General features: G+C 64.9%; 21 protein-coding genes. 11 read left to right on the plus strand and 10 right to left on the minus strand.

Annotated elements, in window-relative coordinates; all coding sequences use genetic code 11:
- The coding region (locus tag VKZ87_RS15030) for an AMP-binding protein (protein ID WP_324222078.1) at nt 1–1452 on the plus strand (1452 nt) is incomplete at its 5' end.
- Between the two features lie 22 nt (nt 1453–1474).
- Nucleotides 1475–2266: an enoyl-CoA hydratase/isomerase family protein gene (locus VKZ87_RS15035; protein ID WP_324222079.1), complete on the plus strand. Its 792-nt coding sequence runs from the start codon at nt 1475–1477 to the stop codon at nt 2264–2266.
- Between the two features lie 61 nt (nt 2267–2327).
- Here VKZ87_RS15035 and VKZ87_RS15040 read toward each other — a convergent pair whose 3' ends face one another.
- Genes VKZ87_RS15040 through VKZ87_RS15070 form a run of 7 tightly spaced genes read right to left on the minus strand, consistent with a single transcriptional unit; the run spans nt 2328 to nt 11286 of the window.
- On the minus strand, nt 2328–3338 hold the full coding sequence (locus VKZ87_RS15040) for an FAD:protein FMN transferase (protein ID WP_324222080.1): 1011 nt from the start codon (nt 3336–3338) through the stop codon (nt 2328–2330).
- Nucleotides 3328–3885: a nitrous oxide reductase accessory protein NosL gene (locus tag VKZ87_RS15045; protein ID WP_324222081.1), complete on the minus strand. Its 558-nt coding sequence runs from the start codon at nt 3883–3885 to the stop codon at nt 3328–3330. Before VKZ87_RS15045 ends, VKZ87_RS15040 begins: the two co-directional genes overlap by 11 nt.
- On the minus strand, nt 3882–4712 hold the full coding sequence (locus tag VKZ87_RS15050) for an ABC transporter permease subunit (protein ID WP_324222082.1): 831 nt from the start codon (nt 4710–4712) through the stop codon (nt 3882–3884). Before VKZ87_RS15050 ends, VKZ87_RS15045 begins: the two co-directional genes overlap by 4 nt.
- On the minus strand, nt 4709–5629 hold the full coding sequence (locus VKZ87_RS15055; protein WP_324222083.1) for an ABC transporter ATP-binding protein: 921 nt from the start codon (nt 5627–5629) through the stop codon (nt 4709–4711). Before VKZ87_RS15055 ends, VKZ87_RS15050 begins: the two co-directional genes overlap by 4 nt.
- On the minus strand, nt 5626–7011 hold the full coding sequence (locus VKZ87_RS15060) for a nitrous oxide reductase family maturation protein NosD (RefSeq protein ID WP_324222084.1): 1386 nt from the start codon (nt 7009–7011) through the stop codon (nt 5626–5628). Before VKZ87_RS15060 ends, VKZ87_RS15055 begins: the two co-directional genes overlap by 4 nt.
- Before the next feature lie 7 nt (nt 7012–7018).
- Nucleotides 7019–8965, minus strand: coding sequence for a TAT-dependent nitrous-oxide reductase (nosZ, locus tag VKZ87_RS15065; protein ID WP_324222085.1), 1947 nt, complete (start codon nt 8963–8965; stop codon nt 7019–7021).
- Between the two features lie 2 nt (nt 8966–8967).
- Entirely contained in the window at nt 8968–11286 is a 2319-nt protein-coding gene (locus VKZ87_RS15070) for a 4Fe-4S binding protein (protein ID WP_324222086.1), read from the minus strand.
- Nucleotides 11287–11536: 250 nt separating this feature from the next.
- On the opposite strand from VKZ87_RS15070, the gene VKZ87_RS15075 reads away from it, so the two are divergent.
- Both VKZ87_RS15075 and VKZ87_RS15080 read left to right on the plus strand, forming a co-directional pair.
- The gene (locus tag VKZ87_RS15075; protein WP_324222087.1) at nt 11537–12397 is read left to right on the plus strand and encodes a ferritin family protein; all 861 of its coding nucleotides are present in this window, start codon (nt 11537–11539) and stop codon (nt 12395–12397) included.
- Nucleotides 12398–12494: 97 nt separating this feature from the next.
- Nucleotides 12495–13607, plus strand: coding sequence for an NnrS family protein (locus VKZ87_RS15080; protein ID WP_324222088.1), 1113 nt, complete (start codon nt 12495–12497; stop codon nt 13605–13607).
- 40 nt (nt 13608–13647) lie between these two features.
- On the opposite strand, the gene VKZ87_RS15085 is transcribed toward VKZ87_RS15080, so the two are convergent.
- On the minus strand, nt 13648–14094 hold the full coding sequence (locus tag VKZ87_RS15085; RefSeq protein WP_324222089.1) for a pseudoazurin: 447 nt from the start codon (nt 14092–14094) through the stop codon (nt 13648–13650).
- Between the two features lie 174 nt (nt 14095–14268).
- Between VKZ87_RS15085 and VKZ87_RS15090 the strand changes: the two genes are divergently transcribed.
- Complete coding sequence (locus VKZ87_RS15090) at nt 14269–14967, plus strand: Crp/Fnr family transcriptional regulator (protein ID WP_324222090.1); 699 nt, start codon at nt 14269–14271, stop codon at nt 14965–14967.
- A 25-nt stretch (nt 14968–14992) separates the two neighbouring features.
- Here VKZ87_RS15090 and VKZ87_RS15095 read toward each other — a convergent pair whose 3' ends face one another.
- A complete protein-coding gene (locus tag VKZ87_RS15095; RefSeq protein WP_324222091.1) occupies nt 14993–15241 on the minus strand; it encodes a DUF1858 domain-containing protein in 249 nt (82 codons plus the stop codon).
- 172 nt (nt 15242–15413) lie between these two features.
- On the opposite strand from VKZ87_RS15095, the gene VKZ87_RS15100 reads away from it, so the two are divergent.
- The 6 genes from VKZ87_RS15100 to VKZ87_RS15125 all read left to right on the plus strand — a co-directional run bounded on the left by VKZ87_RS15100 (nt 15414) and on the right by VKZ87_RS15125 (nt 19925).
- Nucleotides 15414–15752 carry a metal-sulfur cluster assembly factor gene (locus VKZ87_RS15100; RefSeq protein ID WP_324222092.1) on the plus strand — a complete coding sequence of 113 codons (339 nt, stop codon included), beginning with the start codon at nt 15414–15416 and terminating at the stop codon, nt 15750–15752.
- Nucleotides 15739–15984: a DUF2249 domain-containing protein gene (locus VKZ87_RS15105; RefSeq protein WP_324222093.1), complete on the plus strand. Its 246-nt coding sequence runs from the start codon at nt 15739–15741 to the stop codon at nt 15982–15984. Before VKZ87_RS15100 ends, VKZ87_RS15105 begins: the two co-directional genes overlap by 14 nt.
- Nucleotides 15985–16006: 22 nt before the next feature.
- The gene (locus tag VKZ87_RS15110; RefSeq protein ID WP_324222094.1) at nt 16007–17077 is read left to right on the plus strand and encodes a hypothetical protein; all 1071 of its coding nucleotides are present in this window, start codon (nt 16007–16009) and stop codon (nt 17075–17077) included.
- 18 nt (nt 17078–17095) lie between these two features.
- Nucleotides 17096–18040: a radical SAM/SPASM domain-containing protein gene (locus VKZ87_RS15115; protein ID WP_324222095.1), complete on the plus strand. Its 945-nt coding sequence runs from the start codon at nt 17096–17098 to the stop codon at nt 18038–18040.
- Between the two features lie 124 nt (nt 18041–18164).
- Nucleotides 18165–19379, plus strand: coding sequence for an NnrS family protein (locus tag VKZ87_RS15120; RefSeq protein WP_324222096.1), 1215 nt, complete (start codon nt 18165–18167; stop codon nt 19377–19379).
- Nucleotides 19380–19403: 24 nt separating this feature from the next.
- Entirely contained in the window at nt 19404–19925 is a 522-nt protein-coding gene (locus tag VKZ87_RS15125; protein ID WP_324222097.1) for a hemerythrin domain-containing protein, read from the plus strand.
- Nucleotides 19926–19948: 23 nt separating this feature from the next.
- Here the strand turns inward: VKZ87_RS15125 and VKZ87_RS15130 are convergent, their stop codons facing one another.
- On the minus strand, nt 19949–20551 hold the full coding sequence (locus VKZ87_RS15130) for a NapC/NirT family cytochrome c (RefSeq protein ID WP_324222098.1): 603 nt from the start codon (nt 20549–20551) through the stop codon (nt 19949–19951).
- Nucleotides 20552–20621: the final 70 nt, after the last annotated feature.

Consider the following 20621-nt stretch of genomic DNA (forward strand, 5'->3'; position numbering starts at 1 on the left):
GCCAGCGTGAAGAAGGGCGACCATGTCGGCCTGCTGCTCGGCAACTGCCCCGAATTTCTCTGGTCGGTTTTCGCCCTCGGCAAGCTGGGGGCCGTGGCCGTGCCCTTCAATACCGCCGCCAAGGGGGAGCTGCTCGGCTACCTGCTGGATCATTCCAGGGTCAGCGTTCTGATCGTCGAAGAGGAACTGCTGCCACGCGCCGCGGACCATCTGCGCAAAAGCGACGCTATTCACACCATCGTTGTGGTTCCCAGCGAGGCCGGCGGCAGCGACGATGCCGCCAGTCTTGCTGCTGTCCCGTTCGCGTTGCTGGAAGAGGAGCCCGATACGCCTCCGGACACCGAGGTGTCCTACAGGGATCCGATGTTCCTCATGTATACGTCGGGCACGACCGGCCCCTCCAAGGGGGTCGTCGCGCCGCATTCCCAGGGACTGAGCGTCGGCGACCAGCTGGTCAACGGCTACGGCTACACCTCGGAAGACATTCTCTACACCTGCCTGCCGCTGTTTCATGGCAATGCCCTCTGGTATTCGATGATGCCGACCCTGCTTTGCGGCGCGACGCTTGCCCTGTCGCGACGCTTTTCGGGATCGCGGTTCTGGCAGGAAGTAGTGGATTGCGGCGCCACGCAGGCCAATGCGCTTGGCGCCATGGCCAATATCGTCATCAAGGAGCTGGATCGTCTGGATCGCAGCCGGCTCAGGCTGCGGCAGTGCATGGTCGTCCCGGCCCTCGACGCGGAGGCAGGCAGGCCGTTCCGCGACATGGGCATCAAACTCACCAGCCTGTTCGCCCAGACCGAGACCTTTGCCGTCACGCTGCACGGACCGGACGAGCCGCTGGAAAAGGCCGGATCGGCGGGTCGCGCCCATCCCTATACCGAAGTGGCCATCCTGGACGATGAGGACCGGTTCCTGCCGCCGGGTGAGGTCGGCGAGATCGCCGTGCGGCCGCGCGCGCCGGGCATCATGATGCAGGGCTATTACGAGATGCCGCGCGAGACCCTGGCTGCCATGTCGTCGCTCTGGTTCCATACCGGCGACCGCGGCTATCTCGATGCTGACGGGTATCTCTATTTCGTCGACCGGAAGAAGGACGCCATCCGGCGTCGCGGCGAGAATATTTCGGCCTACGAACTGGAGATGATCATCTCGCGCCATCCCGCGCTCCGGGAAGCGGCTGCGGTGGCGGTGCCTTCAGAACTGGGCGAAGACGATGTGCTGGTCTGCTTCGTCGCCAATCCCGGTGTGACGGTCGACTATGCGGACATCATCGCCTTCTGTGACAGGAACATGCCGTATTTCATGGTGCCCCGGTACCTCCATGTCGTTGAGGAACTGCCCAAGACGGCGTCGGAGAAGATCGAGAAGTACAAGCTGCGCCAGTGGGCGTCCGAAAACATGGGCAGGCTGTGGGACCGCGAGAAGGCCGGCATCAAGGTGACGCGCTGACGCGCAGCCGAGGAGATATCCGATGAAGAACGAAGCACTGGAACTGACCTGGCCGGCGGAGGGCGTGGCCCAGATCACCCTGACCCGCGGCGCTGAGATGAACACCCTGACCCATGCCCTGCTGGACGGCATGGAGGGGGTTCTCGCCAGCCTGAAGGGCTCGGGCGTGCGCGCCCTGATCATTACCGGCAGCGGTCGCGCCTTCTGCTGCGGCGCGCATCTGGACTACTTCACCGAGGATCAGCTGGGACGCGATGCCGGTTTCAGGCTGCGTGATACCTACCTCGATCGCATCGCGCGGGTCTTCGACAGCCTGGAGGAACAGCCCTACCCGGTGATCGCCGCCATCAACGGCTTCGCGCTCGGCGGGGGCGGCGAGCTCGCGCTGTCCTGCGACTTCCGCCTGATGTCCAAAACCGCCCGCATCGGCCTGCCGGAGGTCAAGCTTGGTGCCATTGCCGGCGCCGGCGGTGTACAGAAGCTGATCCGTCATGTCGGGCGCAGCAAGGCCCTGGAATGGATTCTCCTGGCCACCCATGTTTCGGCGGAAGAAGCCGAGCGGCGCGGCCTCGTCTATGCCGTCACCGAACCGGATGCCCTGCTGCCGGAGGCCCTGGCGCTGGCCGAACGCCTCAAGGCGCTGAGTCCGCGCGCGATCGCCCAGAGCAAGGCTGCCGTCTACCTGTCGGAAGATGCCGATCTGCGCAGCGCCCGCCGCTTCGGTCTGGAGGCCCTGAGCCTGCTGATCGGCGGCACGGACTGGACCGAGGGCATCTCGGCCTTCCACGCCAAGCGGCCGCCGAAATTCGGTTAAGCGGCAGTCGCCCGGGTAATTCCCTCCATCCCCCGGAAGGGATTTCGTCGCCGCGTCGCGGTCAGGTTGACGAAAGCACGCGGACCTTGGATTCCGGCCCTACCAGATAGACTTTGCCCTCACCGATGGCGGCCAGCGTCCTCGAGATTCTGTCCTCGGGCATCATGCTGAAGGCGGTGGAGAGGGCGTCGGCCGCGGTGGCATTCGGCAGGATGACCGACACGCTGCTGTAGCGCCTCGGCGACCGGCCGGTTCCGGGATCCAGAATATGCGTGATCCGCCCCTGCGGATCGAAGCGGAAGCCGGAACCGCTCGAGGTGGCGATCGCAAGATCGGACAGGGGAACCATGTCGACGACGCCGGCGCCGTCCGGATAGGCGATGGCGGCCTGCCAGGGTCTGCCATCGGGATGCTGCCCGAGCGCACGGCTCTCGCCCAGATCCACCAGCGTGTGGGCAATGCCCTGCCGGCGGAGCCGCTCCACCGCTCTGTCGGTGATATAGCCCTGAGCGATACCGTTCAGGGTCAGTGCCATGCCCCCGCGCAGAGCGATCCGGTCCCGGCTGAGCAGCACGCGATCAAAGCCGATCATCCGGAGCGCGGCACCCAGGTCCGCCTCCGCCGGGCCGTCGGGATCGGCGCCGGGCCGGGAGAAATGCGCATGGTACAGCCGCCAGAGCGGCTGCACGCTGGGATCGAAGGCGCCGCCGGTCAGCGCGTGGAACCGCCGGCACTGCTCGAGCAGGTCGACCAGTTCGCCCGGTGGCGCTTCCAGAACGCCACGGCTGTTCAGGATCATGAGCGCCGAATCCTGCCGGTAAAGACTGAAGATCGCTTCCAGTCGCTGCAGGTCCTGGACGACAAGCGCAACCGCCTCTTTCGCCGCGGGCTCGTCATGATGGTGGACCCGTATGGTCGCTTCCGCGCCGAGCGCGACGCCGCGCCAGGAAACCAGATGCACTTCGGCGCGCGCCCGCGCCGTGAATGGCAGCAGGCTCAAACCTGCCGCAGCGGCGGAGATGCCGATGAAGCGCCGCCGGCCGATGCCTGCCGGAGAAGGATTAGTGCGCATGGGCCGGCCGCGGGTCGTGATGGTTGGCGGAATGCTGCTCGACTGCTCCGGAACCCAGCACATAGTCGCGCGGCACGTCGGAAAAAGTGACGATCCGGCCGCCATATTCGGCAACGAATTTCTCCGCGGCCTGGCGGTCGCCGAACGGCACGGTTTCGTCCGCGCCCATCCCGCTGCTCCTGGAGCTTCCGATCACGAAAAACGCCTTCCTGGCCTCGATCCAGTTATCCGCGCCCGGATCCTCCCAGCTGGGCGCCCGGGCCATGTCGGAGACATAAATGGCGCGGATATCCTTGGGTTCCTCGGGCAGCATCGTGAAGGCGAACACATCCCGCGCGGAGGAGAACCACACCGGCTCGGGCCAGCCGGCGAGGATGATCTGCCCCTTCGGCCCGGCATGTTCGACCAGGTTCATGCCGCAGTAATTGCCGACCGCCTCGACGGTCAGCGTATGCGGCGGCGGAAGTGCGGCATCCTTCGGCTTGTCATCGCATGCCGCGAGGGCGGCGCCGGCGGCCAGCAGGGCAGCGATAGTGAAACGCTTCATAATTCCCTCCGCGAGAATATCGCCGTGGCGGCCGCCAGTGGCAGCAGCACCCACAAAGCGAGCGTGGCGACCAGCAACAGCGGCGGCAGGGTCAGCGACTCCGCGACACCGGCCATGCCGGCCAGGCTGCTGACGCCGGCCGATCCGGCGAGGTTGAACATCCGGTAGGCGTCGGCCGGATTGAGCAGCAGCAGCACGTTCAGCGCATCGGCCGAAAGCATGCGTCCCTGGTCGGCCACCAGGATGCCGAGAATCGCCATGTCATAGAGCAGCACCAGCAGCAGCCACACGCCGATGGCGATGCCGCCCGCCGTGCCGCGATCGCGCACCTTCGCGCTGATCAGGTAGCCGATCGCCACGAAGGCGGCACCCAGCAGCACCGACGACCCGATCAGCCTGCCGAAGGCGAACCAGCTTTCGGGATCGATCGTCGCTCCCGTGACGGCCAGCGCGGCGGCCGATGCGCCGTAACCGAGGATCGTGGCAAAAGCGAGGATGGCGAGATGGCCGACAAATTTCCCCAGCATAACCTGCCAGCGTGCAACGGGATAGCTGAGCAGCAGCAGCATGGTGCCGCGGTCGACCTCGCCAACGATGGCGTCATAGGAGATCAGCAGGGCGATCAGCGGCAGCAGGAAAATGGTCAGGCTGGAAAGGCTGACGATCACCACATCCAGCGCCCGGACGCCGACATTGCCGGTCGGGGCGCTGCCGAGAAAGCTGAGCGTCAGCGACAGCGCCAGCAGAAGCAGGGTCGTCGCCAGGACCCAGCGATTGCGCAATCCCTCCTGGATCTCCTTGCCGGCGATGATGACGATCTCTCTCATTGCACGGCCTCCTGGCTGCGCAGGAAATGCGCGTAAAGCTCGTCCAGGGTGGGCGGCATCACCTCGATATCCTCGATCGCCATGTCGGCCCGGGTGGCGCGTCGCAGCAGATCCATCTTGCGTTCCGGACCGGCTTCGATCTCCACCACGTGTCCGTTGATCGTCTGCCAGCGTTCCTGCGGGTCGAGCAGGGCCTGCACGGCCTCGCGGTTGCCGTCGGCCATCCGCAGGCGGATTCGCGTCGGCAGCCGCGCAATGCGGCGCAGGGCATCCAGCGAGCCGTTTGCGACCATGATACCCCTGTTCATGATGACCACGCGGTCGGTCCGTTCCTCCAGCTCGGTCAGGGCATGGGAGGACAGCACCACGGTCGCGCCGCGGTTGCGCAGCTGCTGCACGGTCTCGTAGAAGCTCTGCCGCAGCGCCGGATCAAGGCCGGTGGTGGGCTCGTCCAGCAGCAGCAGGGCGGGCTCGCCGATCAGCGCCTGGGCGAGGCCGAGGCGCTGGCGCATGCCCTTGGAATAGGTGCCGACGCGACGGTCGGCCGCTGCAGCCAGGCCGACCTGTTCCAGCAGTGGCATGGCCCGCTTTGGCGCCTCGCCCTTGAGCCGCGCGTAGAAGGACAGCAATTCCCTGCCGGTCAGGGCGGCATTGAAGGATACATTCTCGGGCAGATAGCCCAGCCGCCGGCGGGCGGCGGATTCGCCGGCAGCGGGATTCTCGTCCAGAACGGTGATCGTTCCGGCGCTGGGGTGAATGAGGCCCAGCATCAGCTTGATCAGCGTGGTTTTCCCCGCACCGTTATGGCCGACCAGGGCGACGGTTTCGCCCGGCGGCAGCGCAAACGTCACGTTCCTGACCGCCTCGACGCGGCCATAACGCTTGCTGACGTCCCGTATGTCGACTGTGTTCTTCACTTTGCCTCGCGATTGGCCAGCTGCGGCAGGGAGGGCGGCGCCATCAGCGGCCGGGAATCGACCACGCCCCCGGGCAGCAGCGCCGGAAACTGTGACTGCGCCCAGCGGATCACCTGCACGGCAGGGCTGTTGATCAGGAGCTTTGCCTGCGGTGCGGTCCACAGCACCTTGTCGACCAGATCGTTGGGGCGATAGGCGGTATCCGCGATGCCGTCGCCGTTCAGGTCGAAGGCCGGGTTATCGCTCCAGTAATTGCCGCGGCCATTCTCCGACCAGTCGAGATAGCGCGTCCCGACATATTTGACCTGCGTGCGGTTGCGGATGAAGGCATTGCCGCTGAGGGCATTGCGTTCGGAGCCGGCGGTGAAATGGATGCCGATCTCGCAGCCTTCGAAACGGTTGTCATAGAAGCGGTTCTGGTTGGCATTGTAGATGAACACGCATTTCGTCGGCCCGATCCGCGCGCCGGTTGCCATGCTGAGCGGTTCCTCGACTGCGGGGACGCCATGCTCGCTGCCGCCATCGCGCATGCCGGCGCGGATCCATCGGTCGGCCGGCTGCAGGCGGCCGCGGACGGTATTGCCGACGATCCGTGAGCCGTTGGCGTAGTTGAACAGGAAGCCGTGATCGCGGTCGCCGTCGGACAGGTTGCGGGCGACGAGCAGGCGGTGCGAATACATGATCGCAAACCCGACGCTGTTGCCGATGGAAACGTTATCGGTGATATCGCTGTCGTTGGTGTACATGTAGTGGACGGCGAAGCGCAGATCGCCGAAGCGGTTGCCGCTGAACACGTTGCGCTTGCTGGCGACGACGAAGATGCCGTCGCGGCCGTAGCGGAATTCGTTGTCGAGCACCCGGGCGCCGGGAGCGTTCCAGACCGATACGCCGTTTCCGGCCTCGTTCATCCGGCCCTCGCGGATGCCGTGGATGCGGTTGCCGCGCACCAGCGCATCCGCCGCACCATGGATATAGATGCCGTAGAGGTTGCCTTCGACCGTATTGTCTTCGGCAACCGCTTCCGTCGCTGTCTGGGCGAGGAAGATACCTGAATCCAGCTTGTCCTGCCGCTTTCCCGAGCCGCGCACGGTCAGTCCGCGGACCACTGATCCGGCGGCAGTGACGGTGACGACGCTGCCCCTGCCGTTGCCCTGCAGGATCGCGCCGGACTCGCCCTGGAGCGTAAGTCTGCGATCGATCGTGACCGGACCCTGATGGGTGCCGGCTTCCAGGATGATGACGTCACCCTCGGCCGCCCCATCGATCACGGGCTGCAGCGCTGCGCCGGGCGCGACGGCAATCTGCCGTGCCTGGGCAGGCAAAGCGAGACTGGCGGCGAGGATCGCCGCCAGTCCTGCAGTCACGGTAATGCGGAAACGCACCTTGTCCTCAGGCGTTCCGCGGCTCGACCAGCATGCGGCCCTGCATCTCCATATGCATCGCATGGCAGAACCAGGTGCAGTAGTACCAGTAGACCCCCGCCTGGTCGGCCGTGAAGGTGACCGAAGAGGTCTGCTGGGGACCGATCTCCATGTTGATGCCGTAGTTGTTGATGCAGAAACCGTGCGTCAGGTCTTCCACGTCATCGATATTGGTGACGTAGACGGTGACCTCATCGCCCTGCTTCACGGTGAACTGCTCCAGCCCGAAAGCCGGGGCAGCCGAGGTCATGTAGACGCGGACCTTGTTGCCGTCGCGGACCACCTTGTTGTCGGTTTCCAGCACGACATTGTCGGCCTTCGCCTGCTGCACCGCATCGGCGAAGAAAGGATCGTCGCGCTTCCAGACATGCAGCGGGTTGATCTTCGACCGGTGCACGATGGTTGCGTCATGCGGCTCTGCAAAGCTCGGGCTGTCATGGACAAGAACCATCTTGTCGCCGGAGATGTCGATCAGCTGGTCGTTCTCCGGCTTCAGGGGGCCGACATTCAGGTAGCGGTCCTTGGAGAACTTGTTGAGTGACAGCAGCCACTTTCCGTCGGCCTCCTTGGTCTGGCCCATGGAGGTGTGGTTGTGGCCCGGCTGGTAATGGACGTCCAGCTTCTGGATGATCGGATTGACCTTCTCGCCCTTGTAGGCGCGCTTGGCCAGATCGATGTTCCACTTTACGATCTGGCTGTCCAGGAACAGCGTCGTATAGGCGTTGCCCCGACCGTCATAGGCCGTGTGAAGCGGCCCGAGGCCCAGTTCCGGTTCGGCGACCACGACGTCGCGCGGCTGGATCTTGTCGTCGAACAGGTCATCCAGCTTGCGGGCATCGAAGACGGTGACGGTCGGCGAGAGCTTGCCATTGGCGACGAAATGGATGCCGTCCGGCGCCGTGTTGATGCCATGCGGGCTGTTGGCCACCGGAATGTAGCGGGTATAGGGCGACCCCTTGCGGCCATCCAGTACGGGGATGCCGCCGATCATCTTTGCCTTGCCCTGCTTTACGGCCTCTTCGATCCGCTTGATGTTGAAGACGACGACCCAGTCCTGCTCGTTGGCCATCGTCTCGGCCAGGGTCACGCCTTCCTCGGAGTTGTAGCAGGTCGCCCAGGCATACTTGCCCTGGTAGTCGGCGTCGACATTGTCCAGATTGCCGTTCACCTGGATCTGCCAGGCGACTTTCATCGTATCGCCGTCGACGGCCGTGAAGGAGGCGACATATTTCGTCGGATCGTCCAGGATCTTGCCGTCATTCGGCACCGGCACGCGATCCTCGCCGTTGCAGAAGACATAGCCGGTCCGCGGATACTTCTGCACCCGAAGGCCATGCACCGTCGACTGGTTCGGAATCTGCAGGATCTTGTCGCACTTCATGATGTCGAGACGGATGCGGCAGATCCGGGTGTTCGACTTGTCGTTGGCGAAAAGATAGCGGCCGTCATAGGTGCCATCCGTGAACGACGGATGCGGATGGTGCAGGTCGCCGTTGGTGTAGATGCCGCCGCGGTTCTTCAGGAATTCTTTGGCTTCCGGCGTCAGGCCCTCGGTGAGAATCTTCAGGCTTTCGTTGGTCTGGCCCCAGCCGGTGGCGCTGTCGCGGTTGAACACCGGAATGCGCATCAGCTCGCGCATGGACGGCAGGCCGAGGATGCGCACCTCGCCGGTCTGGCCGCTGGAGAAGAACACATAATACTCGTCCAGCTCTCCCGGCTTAACTTCGTACTTGTTGGCGGTCCGCGGACGGGCCTGCTGCTGGCGGGTCTGTGCCTCGGCGTCACTGATCAGGCCGGAGCGGCCGGCCGTAAGTCCGCCTGCCAATCCGGTCGCGCCGGCGGCAGCGACCGCGGCGCTGGTCCCCAGGACGCGGCGGCGACTGATTCCCCTCTTCGGTTTATTATCGGCACTCATTTTCATGCTCCTTCAGTTGACGTTGGGGGGGATCCGGCGGCCTCTTCCCGCTGTTTCGCAGCTTTGTACTGCGCATGGTGCGGTAGGAATGCCGCCTTGTGGCCCTTGCCGCCCGACGCCATGGCAGGCGAGGCAAGAGCATCACGCCGCTCGCGCTTGAGCCGAACCTGGATCATGTGCGGACAGCGGTGATCGTCGTGATAGAGTTCCTGGCAATGCATGCAGTAGATGCATTCATTGACGTTGATATGCCCCTCGGGATGGATGGACTGGACCGGGCATTCCTTGGCGCAGCGCTGACAGGGCGAGCCGCATTCCGGCCAGCGCTTCAGCCATTCGAACATGCGGATCCGCCCTGGAATCGCCAGAGCCGCGCCCAGAGGGCAGAGATAGCGGCAGAAGAACCGCTCGATGAACAGACCGGCTGACAGCAGGGTCAGGGCATAGATGACGTAGGGCCAATCGCGGCTGAACTTGAGAATGATGGAGGTCTTGAACGGCTCGACCTCGGCGAAGGCCTCCGCCAGGGCAAGCGAATAGAAGGACAGGCCGAACAGGGTGAGGAAGATGATGTACTTGATCGGCCAGAGGCGCTCGTGCAGCGCCCAGGGCACTTTCACCTGCGGTACTTTCAGGGCCTGGGCGATATTGTTCAGCAGTTCCTGCAGCGCGCCGAACGGGCAGAGCCAGCCGCAGAACGGGCCGCGTCCCCAGAACAGCAGCGCGGCTGCCACTGCAGACCAGAGAATGAAGATCAGCGGTGCGGCGAGGAAGAATTCCCAGTTGAAATTGGTGATCAGCGAGTTGGTGAAGGTAAGGACGTTTACCACAGACAGCTGGGCATTGGCATACCAGCCCAGCCAGAGCAGCGTGAAGGTCAGGAAGCCGCGGCGGATCCAGGTGTAGAGCCTGGGGCGCCGCACCAGCGCATCCTGGAAAAAGAAGATTGCCGTCAGCACAAGCAGGGCGGTGACGGTAATACCGATCGAGACGGCGTCGCCGCGCCAGATCCGTTTCCAGAGCGCCTCGTCCAGCACATCGTTGGCCGGCATGATCTCTGCCCCGCCGGTCTGGGCCTGCTGCTGCGCCGCCGCCGGAGCCGGCGCAGGCGCGGCGGCGGCCTCGCGGATCAGGTACATGTCGGGCAGGGAATACTCGACCTCGAAGGTCAGGAAGGCCTTGTCGCGTGCGCCGACATTGCGCTGCGCCAGCAGCTGGATCTGCCAGGGACTGGTGAGGTCGAGGCTGAAATCCTCGGGAATGACGAACAGCGCGATCTCGCGCAGGTCGGGTGAGCCCTCGGCTTCAAGGGCACCCAGCCGCGTGTGATTCCGGTCGCGGAAGCGGGTGCTATTGCCGTCCTGCAGCAGCTCGATCCGGTCGAAAATGCCGCCCCGGACATAGCCCGAGCCCTTGAAGGAATAGGCGCCGTCGCCGGCGACCACGATGGCTTCCTGCCCGGGCTTGAGCCTTTCCTGCAGCCGCCGGAAGCCTTCCTCGCCAAGCAGGCTGCGGCCGATTGCCGGCACCGAGACGGGCGCCACATACATGTCGATGAAGCTGTCGTCGGGATACGCCGTCTCGGCATTGCCTGCCGCTTCCGCATTGCCCGCGCGCGCGAAAGCGTCGCTGACCTCGCCGACGGACAGGCTCAGGCGGCGGATCGACCCGTCCCCCACCAGTTCGTCCCATCCGCGGATCGTGCCTTCCTGCCGGTCGACGCGCCGGGTCTCCGTATCCTGAGTCGTCGCAACCGGCTGCCCGCCGAGGCGGCCGCTGCGAATGAGGCGGACCCCGGATCGCACCACGCTGTCGGCCATGACCAGCACCGTGACCGTCGCGCCGCTCACGATATCGACCTGGGGCGGGCGCTCGGCGTTGCGCGCCACCGCGCCGAGATCCTTTCCGATCAGATCATTGACGGCCGCGACCACCCTGGCCTCGGGAATCCCGATGAGGACGATCGGCTCCTTGTGATCGACAAGCTTCAGGCCGGTCACAATTCCTTTCGGATCGATACCGACCAGGATGTGAATGGGCTTTCCCGAATAGCCGACGGAATTGGTGAAGTCCGAGTTGAGATAGATATGGCCGATGATGGTGTCGCCGCGATAGGCGGGGGCGAGCGGCGGCTCGCCCTGGGGCGGGCCGATCCGGTCCGCGCCGGGAACCAGATCACCGGCCTGAATGCCGCCGATAAAGTCGGACAGCCGTTCGGCAGCGAAGGCAGGATATGCAAGCAGGGCAAGAAGAAGCAGGCAGAGGCCAAGCAGTCTCAGCGCAACGGTGGAGCTTCTCGCTGTCTGGAACACAACCGTCACGCTTTCTTCCCATCACCCCGCAGGTGGATCTGTGTCCGGAACGCCAACCTTCACGCAGGGAACAAGTTCCCTCGCCGGGAAACGGCGCCAGACGGTGAAAATCAGCGATACGGTCCTACCGCTTTTGCCTCGCGAGGTGTTTGTGCTGGGGCAAATATACGCTCATTCGCGAAACGCCCGGCTTGATCTAGGTCAACACAGCCTGCAACGCGTCGTCGCCCTGACACCGGATATGCCGCATGATGCTCCAATGAGCCTTCTCAAGTCCGAACCCGCGGCACCGATTCGCACGCTTGATGAGCTGCTTGCGACAGCGTTCGCGCTTGAGCACGAGGCAGCGATCTATTATGCGGATTTCGCGAAGCGGGCCGAGCGCGAAGGTTTGCCTGATCTGGCGCGATTGTTCGAATCTCTTGCCGAGGAGGAAAGAGAACACGAACGCCATGTCGAAGAATGGTCGCAGCGCCAGCTGGGCAGGCTTCCCGCTTCTTCGGTTACGACCGCTGGCCTGCCGCAGACATTTGATATCGAAGGCCTGTCCGAAGTGGCCACGTCACGCGTTGCCACGGCCTACACGCTTCTCTCCATCGCCGTGCGAAACGAGGATCGGGCGTTTTCGCTCTGGAGCTACATCGCCGCGCAGGCTGAGGCGGACGATGTCCGGGAAGGCGCGGAGACAATGGCCCGCCAGGAGCTTCAGCATGCCTGGCAGCTGCGCCGTGAGCGCCGCCAGGCCTACCACGCCGAAGGCCGGCGCCGTTTACCGGTCGCCGGCAATGCCGCTTCCCTGCGGCAGTGCGGATCCGCCGAGGCTTTTCTCGCCATGGCTCTCGAGCAGGCGGCAGAGCGTGCCGCGGGCAATGTGGCGACGCAGCTTCGTCATCTCGCGGCGGAATCGCGCAGCATGGCCGGGCAACTGCATGCATCCGGAGCGGCGGCCGACATGACGTCGCAGGATGTCGTGGCAGTGGCGGAAATGCTGGCCGACCGCTATCTCGAGATCGCCGACAATGCGAATGACGAGGGAATTGTTGCGGAGGCACAGGGTCTTGCGCAACGTGCGGTGCTCCGCCTCGCCAGCCTCCGCGACCTGCGCCGGGCGGGCGCCTAGAGGCACGATCCGCCGCCGCGGATGGCCGGCGGTTTCTTCAGACACCTTCGGTACCTTATGATGCCGCCAACGGACTTTTCCACGTTGGTATGCAGGCATGAATGGCAGACAGGATCGCCAGAGCCGCCAGCCTCCGAGTGAGGCCAGACCGGCTGGCACGACACATCGCATATTCTTCGCCGCCGCCTGCCTCCAGGCGGTGCTGAGTATCGGCGTCTGGATTTTCGCGCGACCGGGAGGTGTCGGCGCCGACTGGCATGCCCATGAGCTCGTCTTCGGCTATGCCGCGGCGGTGATCGCGGGCTTTCTGTTCACCAAGACCGAACGCTCCACCTGGCTGCCGGTTCTGCTCGTCTGGGCGGCGGCGAGGCTGGCCTGGCTCTTCGTGCCGGATGCGGCGGAATGGAATGCCGTCCTTACCGTGGCATCCACCGCGGCAATCGGCTGGGTTGCCGGCCGCAGCTTCCTGCGCGGCGTGAAACGGAGCCAGAATGTCATCTTTCCGATCGTGCTTGCCGCAATCGTAACCTGCGATGCCGCGGCACAGCTCCAGGTGCTCGGCATGGCCGCTGTGGTTTCGCGCCCGGCGGTCCTGCTCGGCGTTTTTACGGTCGTCATCCTGATCGTGATCATGGGCGGACGCATCGCCGGCGCCGCTTTCTCGGGCCTGGTGCAGCGGGCCGGCGGGGCGCGGATCGCGCCCCGGCTGCGGCTGGAGCAGTCCATGCCTGTGCTGATCGGCGCCGCCGCCCTTTCGCTGGCGGCGGATGCACCGCCGCTGGTGCTCGCCGGCTTCTCGTGGCTGGCGGCCGGCGCTCTTCTCATCCGCGCATGGGGCTGGCTGCCGGCGCTCCGGCTCGCCGGGCCCGATCTGCTGGCGCTTGCCGCAGCCCAGCTGTTCATCGCGTTCGGTCTGGCGGGAATCGGCGCCGGGGCCTTTCATCCGCCCTGGAGCCATGTCGCGCCGCTGCATCTGGTCGCGATCGGCGGCATCGGGATGTCAACCACGACCATGATGCTCAAATCCATGGCGCAGCGTGAACGCCTGCCGTTGCCATCGCGAACGATCGCTGCCGTAGCCCTGCTGATGGGTGTGGCTGCGATCTTCCGGGCCGGTGCGGATGTCTTGCCGGAGATTGCCCTTGCCGTCGCGGCACTGGCCTGGTGCGCCGCAATGCTGTGCTGCCTGTGGAGGCTGCTGGCGCGCTGACATGCTGCCGCCCGCTTCGGGGCGGCAGCACGGGGTCAGGTTACTTGCTGGCGAGCGCGGCGCTGTCGAACAGCTCGGCAAAGACCTTCTTTGCCTTGCCGGGATGGCTGACGGCCCGCGCCTCGTTTTCGTTCTCCGGCGAGCCGACGACGACCATCGCCACCATGCCCATGCCGTAATGCGGCTTGCACTTGAAGCCGTAGACGCCCGGCTTGTCGAAGGTGATGCTGATGGTCTCGTTGTACTTGCCGACCACGGGCGCGACGCCGGCCGGAAGCATGCCGTCGATGGTCTCGACATTGTGGCCCTTGTTCGTCGGCACGAACGTGACCTTGTCGCCCGGTGCGGCCTTCACCAGGGCCGGCTCGAAGACCATCACGCCTTTTTGCCCCTTGTCGAGCATCTTGACTTCGAATTCGGCCGCCGAAACCGGGCCGACCAGGGCGAGGGAGGCCAGAGCCAGGCCCAAAACCAAACCTGTGCGCATTTTTCTTTCTCCACGGATAAATTGCCACGGGCCCTCCGGCCCGTGGCCCATCTAGGCATGGCTGGCGGAAGAAGTTTTTGTGCTGCGACAAACCGGCGGCAACCCGTCGCGGATCGGTGGAAAATTCCGCCCCCGCTGGTATTCTGGCCCGGGTGCAGAGGACCAGAGTGACGCATGAGCAGTATCGACCCTTCGGTGATTGCCGGCCTGCCGCTGTTTCAGGGCTTCAGCCGCGAGCAGCTGGCCGACATTCTCAGCAGCGCCACGTCACGCCGGTACCCCAAGGGCACCAGCGTCTTCGAGCAGGATGGTCAGGCCCATTCCTTCTTCCTGCTGCTGCATGGACGGCTGCAGGTCGTGAAGCTGACGCCGGACGGCCAGCAGGTCGTCATGCGCTACATAAACCCCGGCGACCTGTTCGGCGTCGCCATGGCGATCGGGCGGGATACCTATCCCGCGACCTCGAATGCCGTGGTGGACAGTGTCGCGCTCAACTGGCCGTCGGCGATCTGGCCTGACCTGGTCGGGCGGTATCCCAGCCTCAGCCTCAAGACCCTGCAGACGGTCGGCAGCCGTTTGCAGGATACCCAGGCGCGTGTGGTCGAAATGTCGACCGAGGAAGTCAGCCGGCGGGTGGCCCATGCGCTGCTCCGGCTCGCCAATCAGTCCGGTCGGAAGGTGGAGCAGGGAATCGAGATCGATTTCCCGATCAGCCGGCAGGATATCGCCGAAATGACCGGAACCACGCTGCATACGGTAAGCCGCATTCTCAGTGCATGGGAGGGCGACGGTCTGGTGGAGGGCGGTCGCCAGAGGATCATCCTGAAGGATCCCCATCGCCTTTTCCTTCTCGCGGAAGGCACGCAGGACTGAACCCGGCCTGTCTGGCCCCCGCGTTTCAGGCCTCCGCGTTGCGGAAAACCGCTCCCGGTCCCCGCGGCGGCGTCGGGCCCGTTCCTGCCGCATTGCGCAGGTCGGCAAGAAACCTGTCGAGTTCCACACCGTGTTCACGTGCCGCGTCCCGCGCCGTATGCAGGCAGGAGATCGGGCACCCGATACAGTGCATCCTGTAGTTCAGAAATACCCGGATGGTGGCGGGCCAGCGCCGCATCACCTCCTCCAGGGGCATGTTTTCGTCCAGGGTCATGTCCGCACTCCCTCTGCCGGCTGAATAGCAGGGGCCTGCATCCCGGTCTTTGTGTCGGCGCAAGCTGGAGCCGGATGACCGTCCTTTTCTTCGCGACAGGCCTTTTGTTTGCGACAGGGCAAAGAACCCCGCCGCAGAATGTCGCATATGACTTCGATCCGAGGAGAGCGACATGAGTCCCGCAGCGCAGCTCGACAGCGAGATTCTCGAGAGTCTTCAGGGCGTTCTCGACCCCGAGGTGGGTATCAGCATCGTCGACCTGGGGCTGGTTTATACTGCGGTGCAGCATCCTGAGGCGATCGAAGTGGCGGTGACGCTGACGACGCGGGCCTGCCCGCTCGGCCCTGCGATCGTCGATACGATTCATGATGCGCTTGCAAAGCGTTTTCCGAAGGCGCGACTCGATATTCGCCTGGTCTGGACGCCGGTATGGAACTCCGATCGCATCACGCCGCGTGGCCGTGCCCTGCTCAATCGCCGCTTCGAGGAGGCTCCGCATGTGCCCCTGTAAGGCCGAGGAAACGATCGACGTCCGCTTCGTCGCGCCGCCAATGCGCAATGCCCTGATCCTGGGCAATGCGATGCGGCTCAGTCTGGGCGAGGCGCTTCTGTTTGTCGACGATCACGATCCGAAGCCGGTGCTGTACCAGCTCAGGAACGGCTTCCCCAGTTCCTTCCGGTGGAAATACCGGGCGAAAGGCCCCGATGTCTGGCAGATCTGCATCAGCCGCACAGCCGCCTGAACCCGCGGTCCGCCGCGGTCGTATGCTGCGGCGCGGGCTGCTCGCGCTGACCGGCGTAGGCCTCCTTGCCGGCTTCTGCGGCGGGTTGTGGCGACTGGGTCTGGTGCTGCCCCACGGCGCAGGTCTCGCGCCGCTGCACGGCCCGCTGATGATCGCCGGCATGGGCGCGCTGATCAGCCTGGAGCGAGCGGTGGCGCTTGGTGCCGGCTGGGCCTATCTCGGTCCACTGTCCGTTGTGCTCGGCGGCATTCTGCTGCTGGGCGGTGCGCCGGTTCCCGGCATCGCCGCCTGCCTGTTCGCAAGCATCATCCTCGCGGCGGCCTCCGTACGGATCGCCCGCATCCAGCCGGCGCTGTTCACCTGGACGATGGCGCTGGGCGCCGCGGCATGGATTGCCGGCAATCTCGTCTGGCTTGCCGCCGGCGACCTCCCCATGGCGGCTGGCTGGTGGCTCGTCTTCCTGATCCTGACCATTGCCGGCGAGCGTCTGGAAATGAGCCGTCTGCTGCCCCCGAAGCGCGGCGGCACGGCGCTGTTCGTTCTGTCGGCCGTTCTGCTGCTGGCCGGTGCCGGTCTCGGCATGACGGAAGATCTCGGCGCTGCCGCATTCGGCGCCGGGCTGCTGGCCACGACACTGTGGCTGCTGCGGCACGACATTGCGCGACGCACCATACGCATGCCGGGCCAGACCCGCTTCTTCGGCGTCTGCATGCTCGCCGGCTATGTCTGGCTCGGCATCGCAGGCCTTGTGCTGCTTGCCCTGCCGCCCGGCCTGCATGCCGTCAGCTATGATGCCGCGCTGCATGCGGTAACCATCGGCTTTGTGCTCTCGATGGTGTTCGGCCATGCGCTGATCATCCTTCCGGCCGTCACGGGGCTCACGGTGCGCTACACGCCGATCCTCTACGGGCCGCTCGCGCTTCTGCATCTCTCGGTCGTCATCCGGCTGCTGGCCGGACTGACCGAAGCCCTGGATCTGCGGGCCGCCAGCGGACCGCTCACGATTCTGGCCATCATCGCCTTCGCCGCCTGTATCGCGGCAAGCCGGCCCCGCAAGGCCGGATCCGTCTCCGCTGAACCAAGAACGGCCTAGCAAAGAGAGAATCTCGCCATGACGATCACAGAACGTATCGATGCCATTACGTATATCGAGCCGACCCGCGCCGCCGCCCGGGCGCCGGTGCCGCGCTCGGTGAAAATCGAACTGACGGCCCGCTGCAACTTCGCCTGCGCCTTCTGTGCGCGCTCGATGCGGCTGCGCGACCAGAAGGACATGGATCGCGGCCTGTTCGAACGGCTGCTCCGCGAGATGCGCGAGGCCGGAGTGGAGGAGATCGGCGTGTTCTATCTCGGCGAGTCCTTCATGGTGCCGTGGCTGCCGGACGCGATCGCGTTCGCCAAGCACGATTGCGGCTACCCCTATGTCTTCCTGACCACAAACGGTTCGCTGGCGACGCCCAAGCGCGTGGAAGCCTGCATGAAGGCAGGTCTGGACTCGCTGAAATTCTCGTACAACTACGCCGATACGGCGCAGTTCGTCGATGTGACGCGGGTCAAGGCAAGCTACTTCGACCGGATGAAGCAGAATATCGCCGGCGCGCATGCCGTGCGTGCAGCCGGCGGCTACAAATGCGGCCTCTATGCATCCTATATCGAATATGACGGCGAACAGGGACGGCGGATGCAGGAAGCTCTTGAGGAAATCCGCCCCTATGTCGACGAACTCTACGCCCTCCCGCTGTACAACCAGGCCGATCTGGTGCGCGAGGAAGAGGTTGAACGCGGCTGGTCGGCGGTGGCCGGCAACCGCGGCCGGTCGGGGGCGCTGCGCGATCCGCTGCCCTGCTGGTCGATCTTCACCGAGGGCCATATCACCTGGGACGGCAAGCTCTCGGCCTGCTGTTTCGACCATGATGGCCGCTTCCATATGGGCGACCTGACCACCGAATCCTTCCTCGATGCCTGGAACTCGCCGAAATTCCAGGCTTTGCGGCAGGCCCATCTGAAGCGGGACGTCCGCGGAACGGTGTGCGAGAGCTGCACGGTCTACGGCTGAGGGCGGAATTCAGGATAGTTGCGGTGGCACAAAGATAAGCTGTCGACTCGCTTCTATCCTGACTGCGGCGGCATGGGCTGAGGCGGCGCATGCCGGCCGCAACCTGCAGGAGACAGTGGACAGCATGAGGATGGCATCCTTCGCAATCCGTAATCCGACCCCGACGGGTGCCAGCCTGCCGCTGCTGCTCCAGAGCGCCTTCCGGCCGTTTTTCCTGCTGGCCGGCCTGCAGGCCAGCGTCTACATCGCGCTCTGGGTGGCAGCCTGGTTCTTCGGGCTGCCGCTTGGCATGACGCCGGAGCCGCTGCTCTGGCACGGCCATGCGATGGTATTCGGCTTCGCCTCCGCCGCCCTGGCCGGTTTCCTGCTCACGGCAGTGCCGAACTGGACCGGCATGCCGCCGGTGCGCGGCTGGCGCCTCGGCATGCTGGCCGGTCTCTGGATCGCCGCCCGCATCCTCGCCCTTTGGCCGGCTGCCATCGAGACGGCCGTTTTCACCGTCGTCGATCTGGCGTTCTGGCCGTTTCTCGCCAGTCTCGTGGCGCCCAGCATCCTGCGCAGCAACGCGACGCGCAATGGCGTCTTCGTGGTCATCCTCACCGCTCTCTTCCTGACCGATCTGTGCTGGCATCTCCAGGCGCTCGGCATCCGCGACGTCGGCCGTACCGGTCTGTATGGCGCGCTCGGCCTCTTCATCGTCATGATCGCCATCATCGGCGGGCGGATCGTGCCGGCTTTCACCGTCAACGGCATGCGCGTGGCCGGGCAGCGGATGGAAATCATCCCGCGGCCGTGGCTCGACCGCGCCGCGCTGATCGCCCTTGCCGCCGGCCTGATCGCCGAAGCCGTCTCGATCCCGGCCATGCTGCAGGCCGGATTGTTCGCCACCGCCGCCCTGTTGCATCTGCGCCGCTTCCTGCTCTGGCAGTTCTGGCGCACCTGGCGCATTCCCCTCATCTGGTCGCTGCATCTCGGCTATGCCTGGCTGGTCGTCGGTGTTGGCCTCAAGGCACTGGCGGCGCTGGAATTCGTGCCGCAGGCGGCCGCGCTCCATGCCCTGGGCGCGGGATGCGTCGGCATCATGGTCCTTGCCGTGATGACGCGGGCCTCGCTGGGCCATAGCGGGCGCCCGCTGGTGGCGCCCCCCAGCGCCGTCGCGGCCTATGCACTGGTCGGACTGGGTGCCTTGGGGCGGGTGGCCGGCGCCTTCGACCTCGGCACCGTCACCTTCTGGCTCACGGCCGCGTCCGGCATCGTCTGGGCCGCCGGCTATCTCGTTTACGTGATCGGCTACCTGCCGATTCTCGTCGGACCCCGGGCCGATGGGCGACCCGGCTGATCCTCTGCCGCGAAAGGAAATCCCATGTCAGAAACCGTTATGCCCGCAGGCAGTCCCGAAGCCCGCTCCGTCCCGGAAATGCTGCCGGCCGATCCGGCGGCGCTGATCGATCACATTCTCCAGCGCTATCACGAAGTCCATCGCCGTGAACTCGACGAGCTGATCGCCGCCGCCCGCCGAGTGGAAACGGTGCATGCCGGGCACCCCGATCTTCCCGATGGCCTGTCAAAGCTGCTGCAGGACATCAAGCCCGAACTCGACATGCATATGTGCAAGGAGGAGCACATCCTGTTTCCCCTGATGAAACAGGGCGGCAATGCGATGATCGGGCAGCCGATCTCGATGATGATGATCGATCACGAGGACCATCTGGCGCTGGGCCGGCTGCTGTACGACATGACGGCGGGCTGTATCGCGCCGCTCGGCGCCTGCCGTACCTGGCGCGGCCTCTATGACGGCATCCGCAAGCTGCTCGACGATCTGAACGAGCATATCCGGATCGAGAACACGATCCTGTTTCCGCACTTCTCCGGCCCGGAGAACTAGACGCCCCCGCGGCCGGGCGGAGATCAGTTCCAGCCCGGCACGCCCGACATGTTGGGCAGGCGGTGCGCGATGCCCTTGTGGCAGTCGATGCAGGTTTTCTCGCCGCTCAGCAGATGACGCGTGTGCATGATCGCGGCGCGGTTGGACTGCTTGGTCAGGTCCATGGAATCCTCGCTGTGGCAGTTGCGGCATTCCAGGGAATTGTTCGCCTTCAGGCGCACCCATTCATGCTGGGCCAGTTCGAGGCGCTTATCGAGAAACTTCTCCCGCGTGTTGATCGTGCCGAAGATCTTGCCCCAGACTTCCTTCGAGGCCTGCATCTTGCGGGCGATCTTGTTGGTCCATTCATGCGGGACATGGCAGTCCGGACAGGATGCACGCACCCCCGACCGGTTGGTGAAATGCACGGTCCGCGTCAGTTCCTCATAGACATTGTCCTCCATCTCATGGCACGAGATGCAGAAAGGTTCGGTATTGGTGACTTCCAGCGCCGTGTTGAACGCGCCCCAGAAGAGTACGCCGCCGAGAAAGCCGCCCAGGGTAAGAAAACCGAGGCTCAGCGTCGCGGCGGGCGTCGAGATGATCTTCCATGCCCAAAGAATGAAGGCCTTCAGCCGCGCCCACATCCTAGCGATCTCCCGCGTGACTGATGCCCATCTCGCTCATGTCACGGAATGTATTCTCCACCAGCGGCCG

Origin of the sequence: Ferrovibrio sp. (assembly GCF_035304305.1) — a bacterium.
Classification (GTDB): Bacteria; Pseudomonadota; Alphaproteobacteria; order Ferrovibrionales; family Ferrovibrionaceae; genus Ferrovibrio.

Excerpts from the sequence above, each read along its gene's own strand:
- VKZ87_RS15035 (WP_324222079.1), top strand. The coding sequence starts at position 1,475 with ATGAAGAACGAAGCACTGGAACTGACCTGGCCGGCGGAGGGCGTGGCC.
- VKZ87_RS15040 (WP_324222080.1), bottom strand. The coding sequence starts at position 3,338 with ATGCGCACTAATCCTTCTCCGGCAGGCATCGGCCGGCGGCGCTTCATC.
- VKZ87_RS15045 (WP_324222081.1), bottom strand. The coding sequence starts at position 3,885 with ATGAAGCGTTTCACTATCGCTGCCCTGCTGGCCGCCGGCGCCGCCCTC.
- VKZ87_RS15050 (WP_324222082.1), bottom strand. The coding sequence starts at position 4,712 with ATGAGAGAGATCGTCATCATCGCCGGCAAGGAGATCCAGGAGGGATTG.
- nosZ (WP_324222085.1), bottom strand. The coding sequence starts at position 8,965 with ATGAGTGCCGATAATAAACCGAAGAGGGGAATCAGTCGCCGCCGCGTC.
- VKZ87_RS15075 (WP_324222087.1), top strand. The coding sequence starts at position 11,537 with ATGAGCCTTCTCAAGTCCGAACCCGCGGCACCGATTCGCACGCTTGAT.
- VKZ87_RS15080 (WP_324222088.1), top strand. The coding sequence starts at position 12,495 with ATGAATGGCAGACAGGATCGCCAGAGCCGCCAGCCTCCGAGTGAGGCC.
- VKZ87_RS15085 (WP_324222089.1), bottom strand. The coding sequence starts at position 14,094 with ATGCGCACAGGTTTGGTTTTGGGCCTGGCTCTGGCCTCCCTCGCCCTG.
- VKZ87_RS15090 (WP_324222090.1), top strand. The coding sequence starts at position 14,269 with ATGAGCAGTATCGACCCTTCGGTGATTGCCGGCCTGCCGCTGTTTCAG.
- VKZ87_RS15095 (WP_324222091.1), bottom strand. The coding sequence starts at position 15,241 with ATGACCCTGGACGAAAACATGCCCCTGGAGGAGGTGATGCGGCGCTGG.
- VKZ87_RS15100 (WP_324222092.1), top strand. The coding sequence starts at position 15,414 with ATGAGTCCCGCAGCGCAGCTCGACAGCGAGATTCTCGAGAGTCTTCAG.
- VKZ87_RS15105 (WP_324222093.1), top strand. The coding sequence starts at position 15,739 with ATGTGCCCCTGTAAGGCCGAGGAAACGATCGACGTCCGCTTCGTCGCG.
- VKZ87_RS15110 (WP_324222094.1), top strand. The coding sequence starts at position 16,007 with ATGCTGCGGCGCGGGCTGCTCGCGCTGACCGGCGTAGGCCTCCTTGCC.
- VKZ87_RS15115 (WP_324222095.1), top strand. The coding sequence starts at position 17,096 with ATGACGATCACAGAACGTATCGATGCCATTACGTATATCGAGCCGACC.
- VKZ87_RS15120 (WP_324222096.1), top strand. The coding sequence starts at position 18,165 with ATGAGGATGGCATCCTTCGCAATCCGTAATCCGACCCCGACGGGTGCC.
- VKZ87_RS15125 (WP_324222097.1), top strand. The coding sequence starts at position 19,404 with ATGTCAGAAACCGTTATGCCCGCAGGCAGTCCCGAAGCCCGCTCCGTC.
- VKZ87_RS15130 (WP_324222098.1), bottom strand. The coding sequence starts at position 20,551 with ATGTGGGCGCGGCTGAAGGCCTTCATTCTTTGGGCATGGAAGATCATC.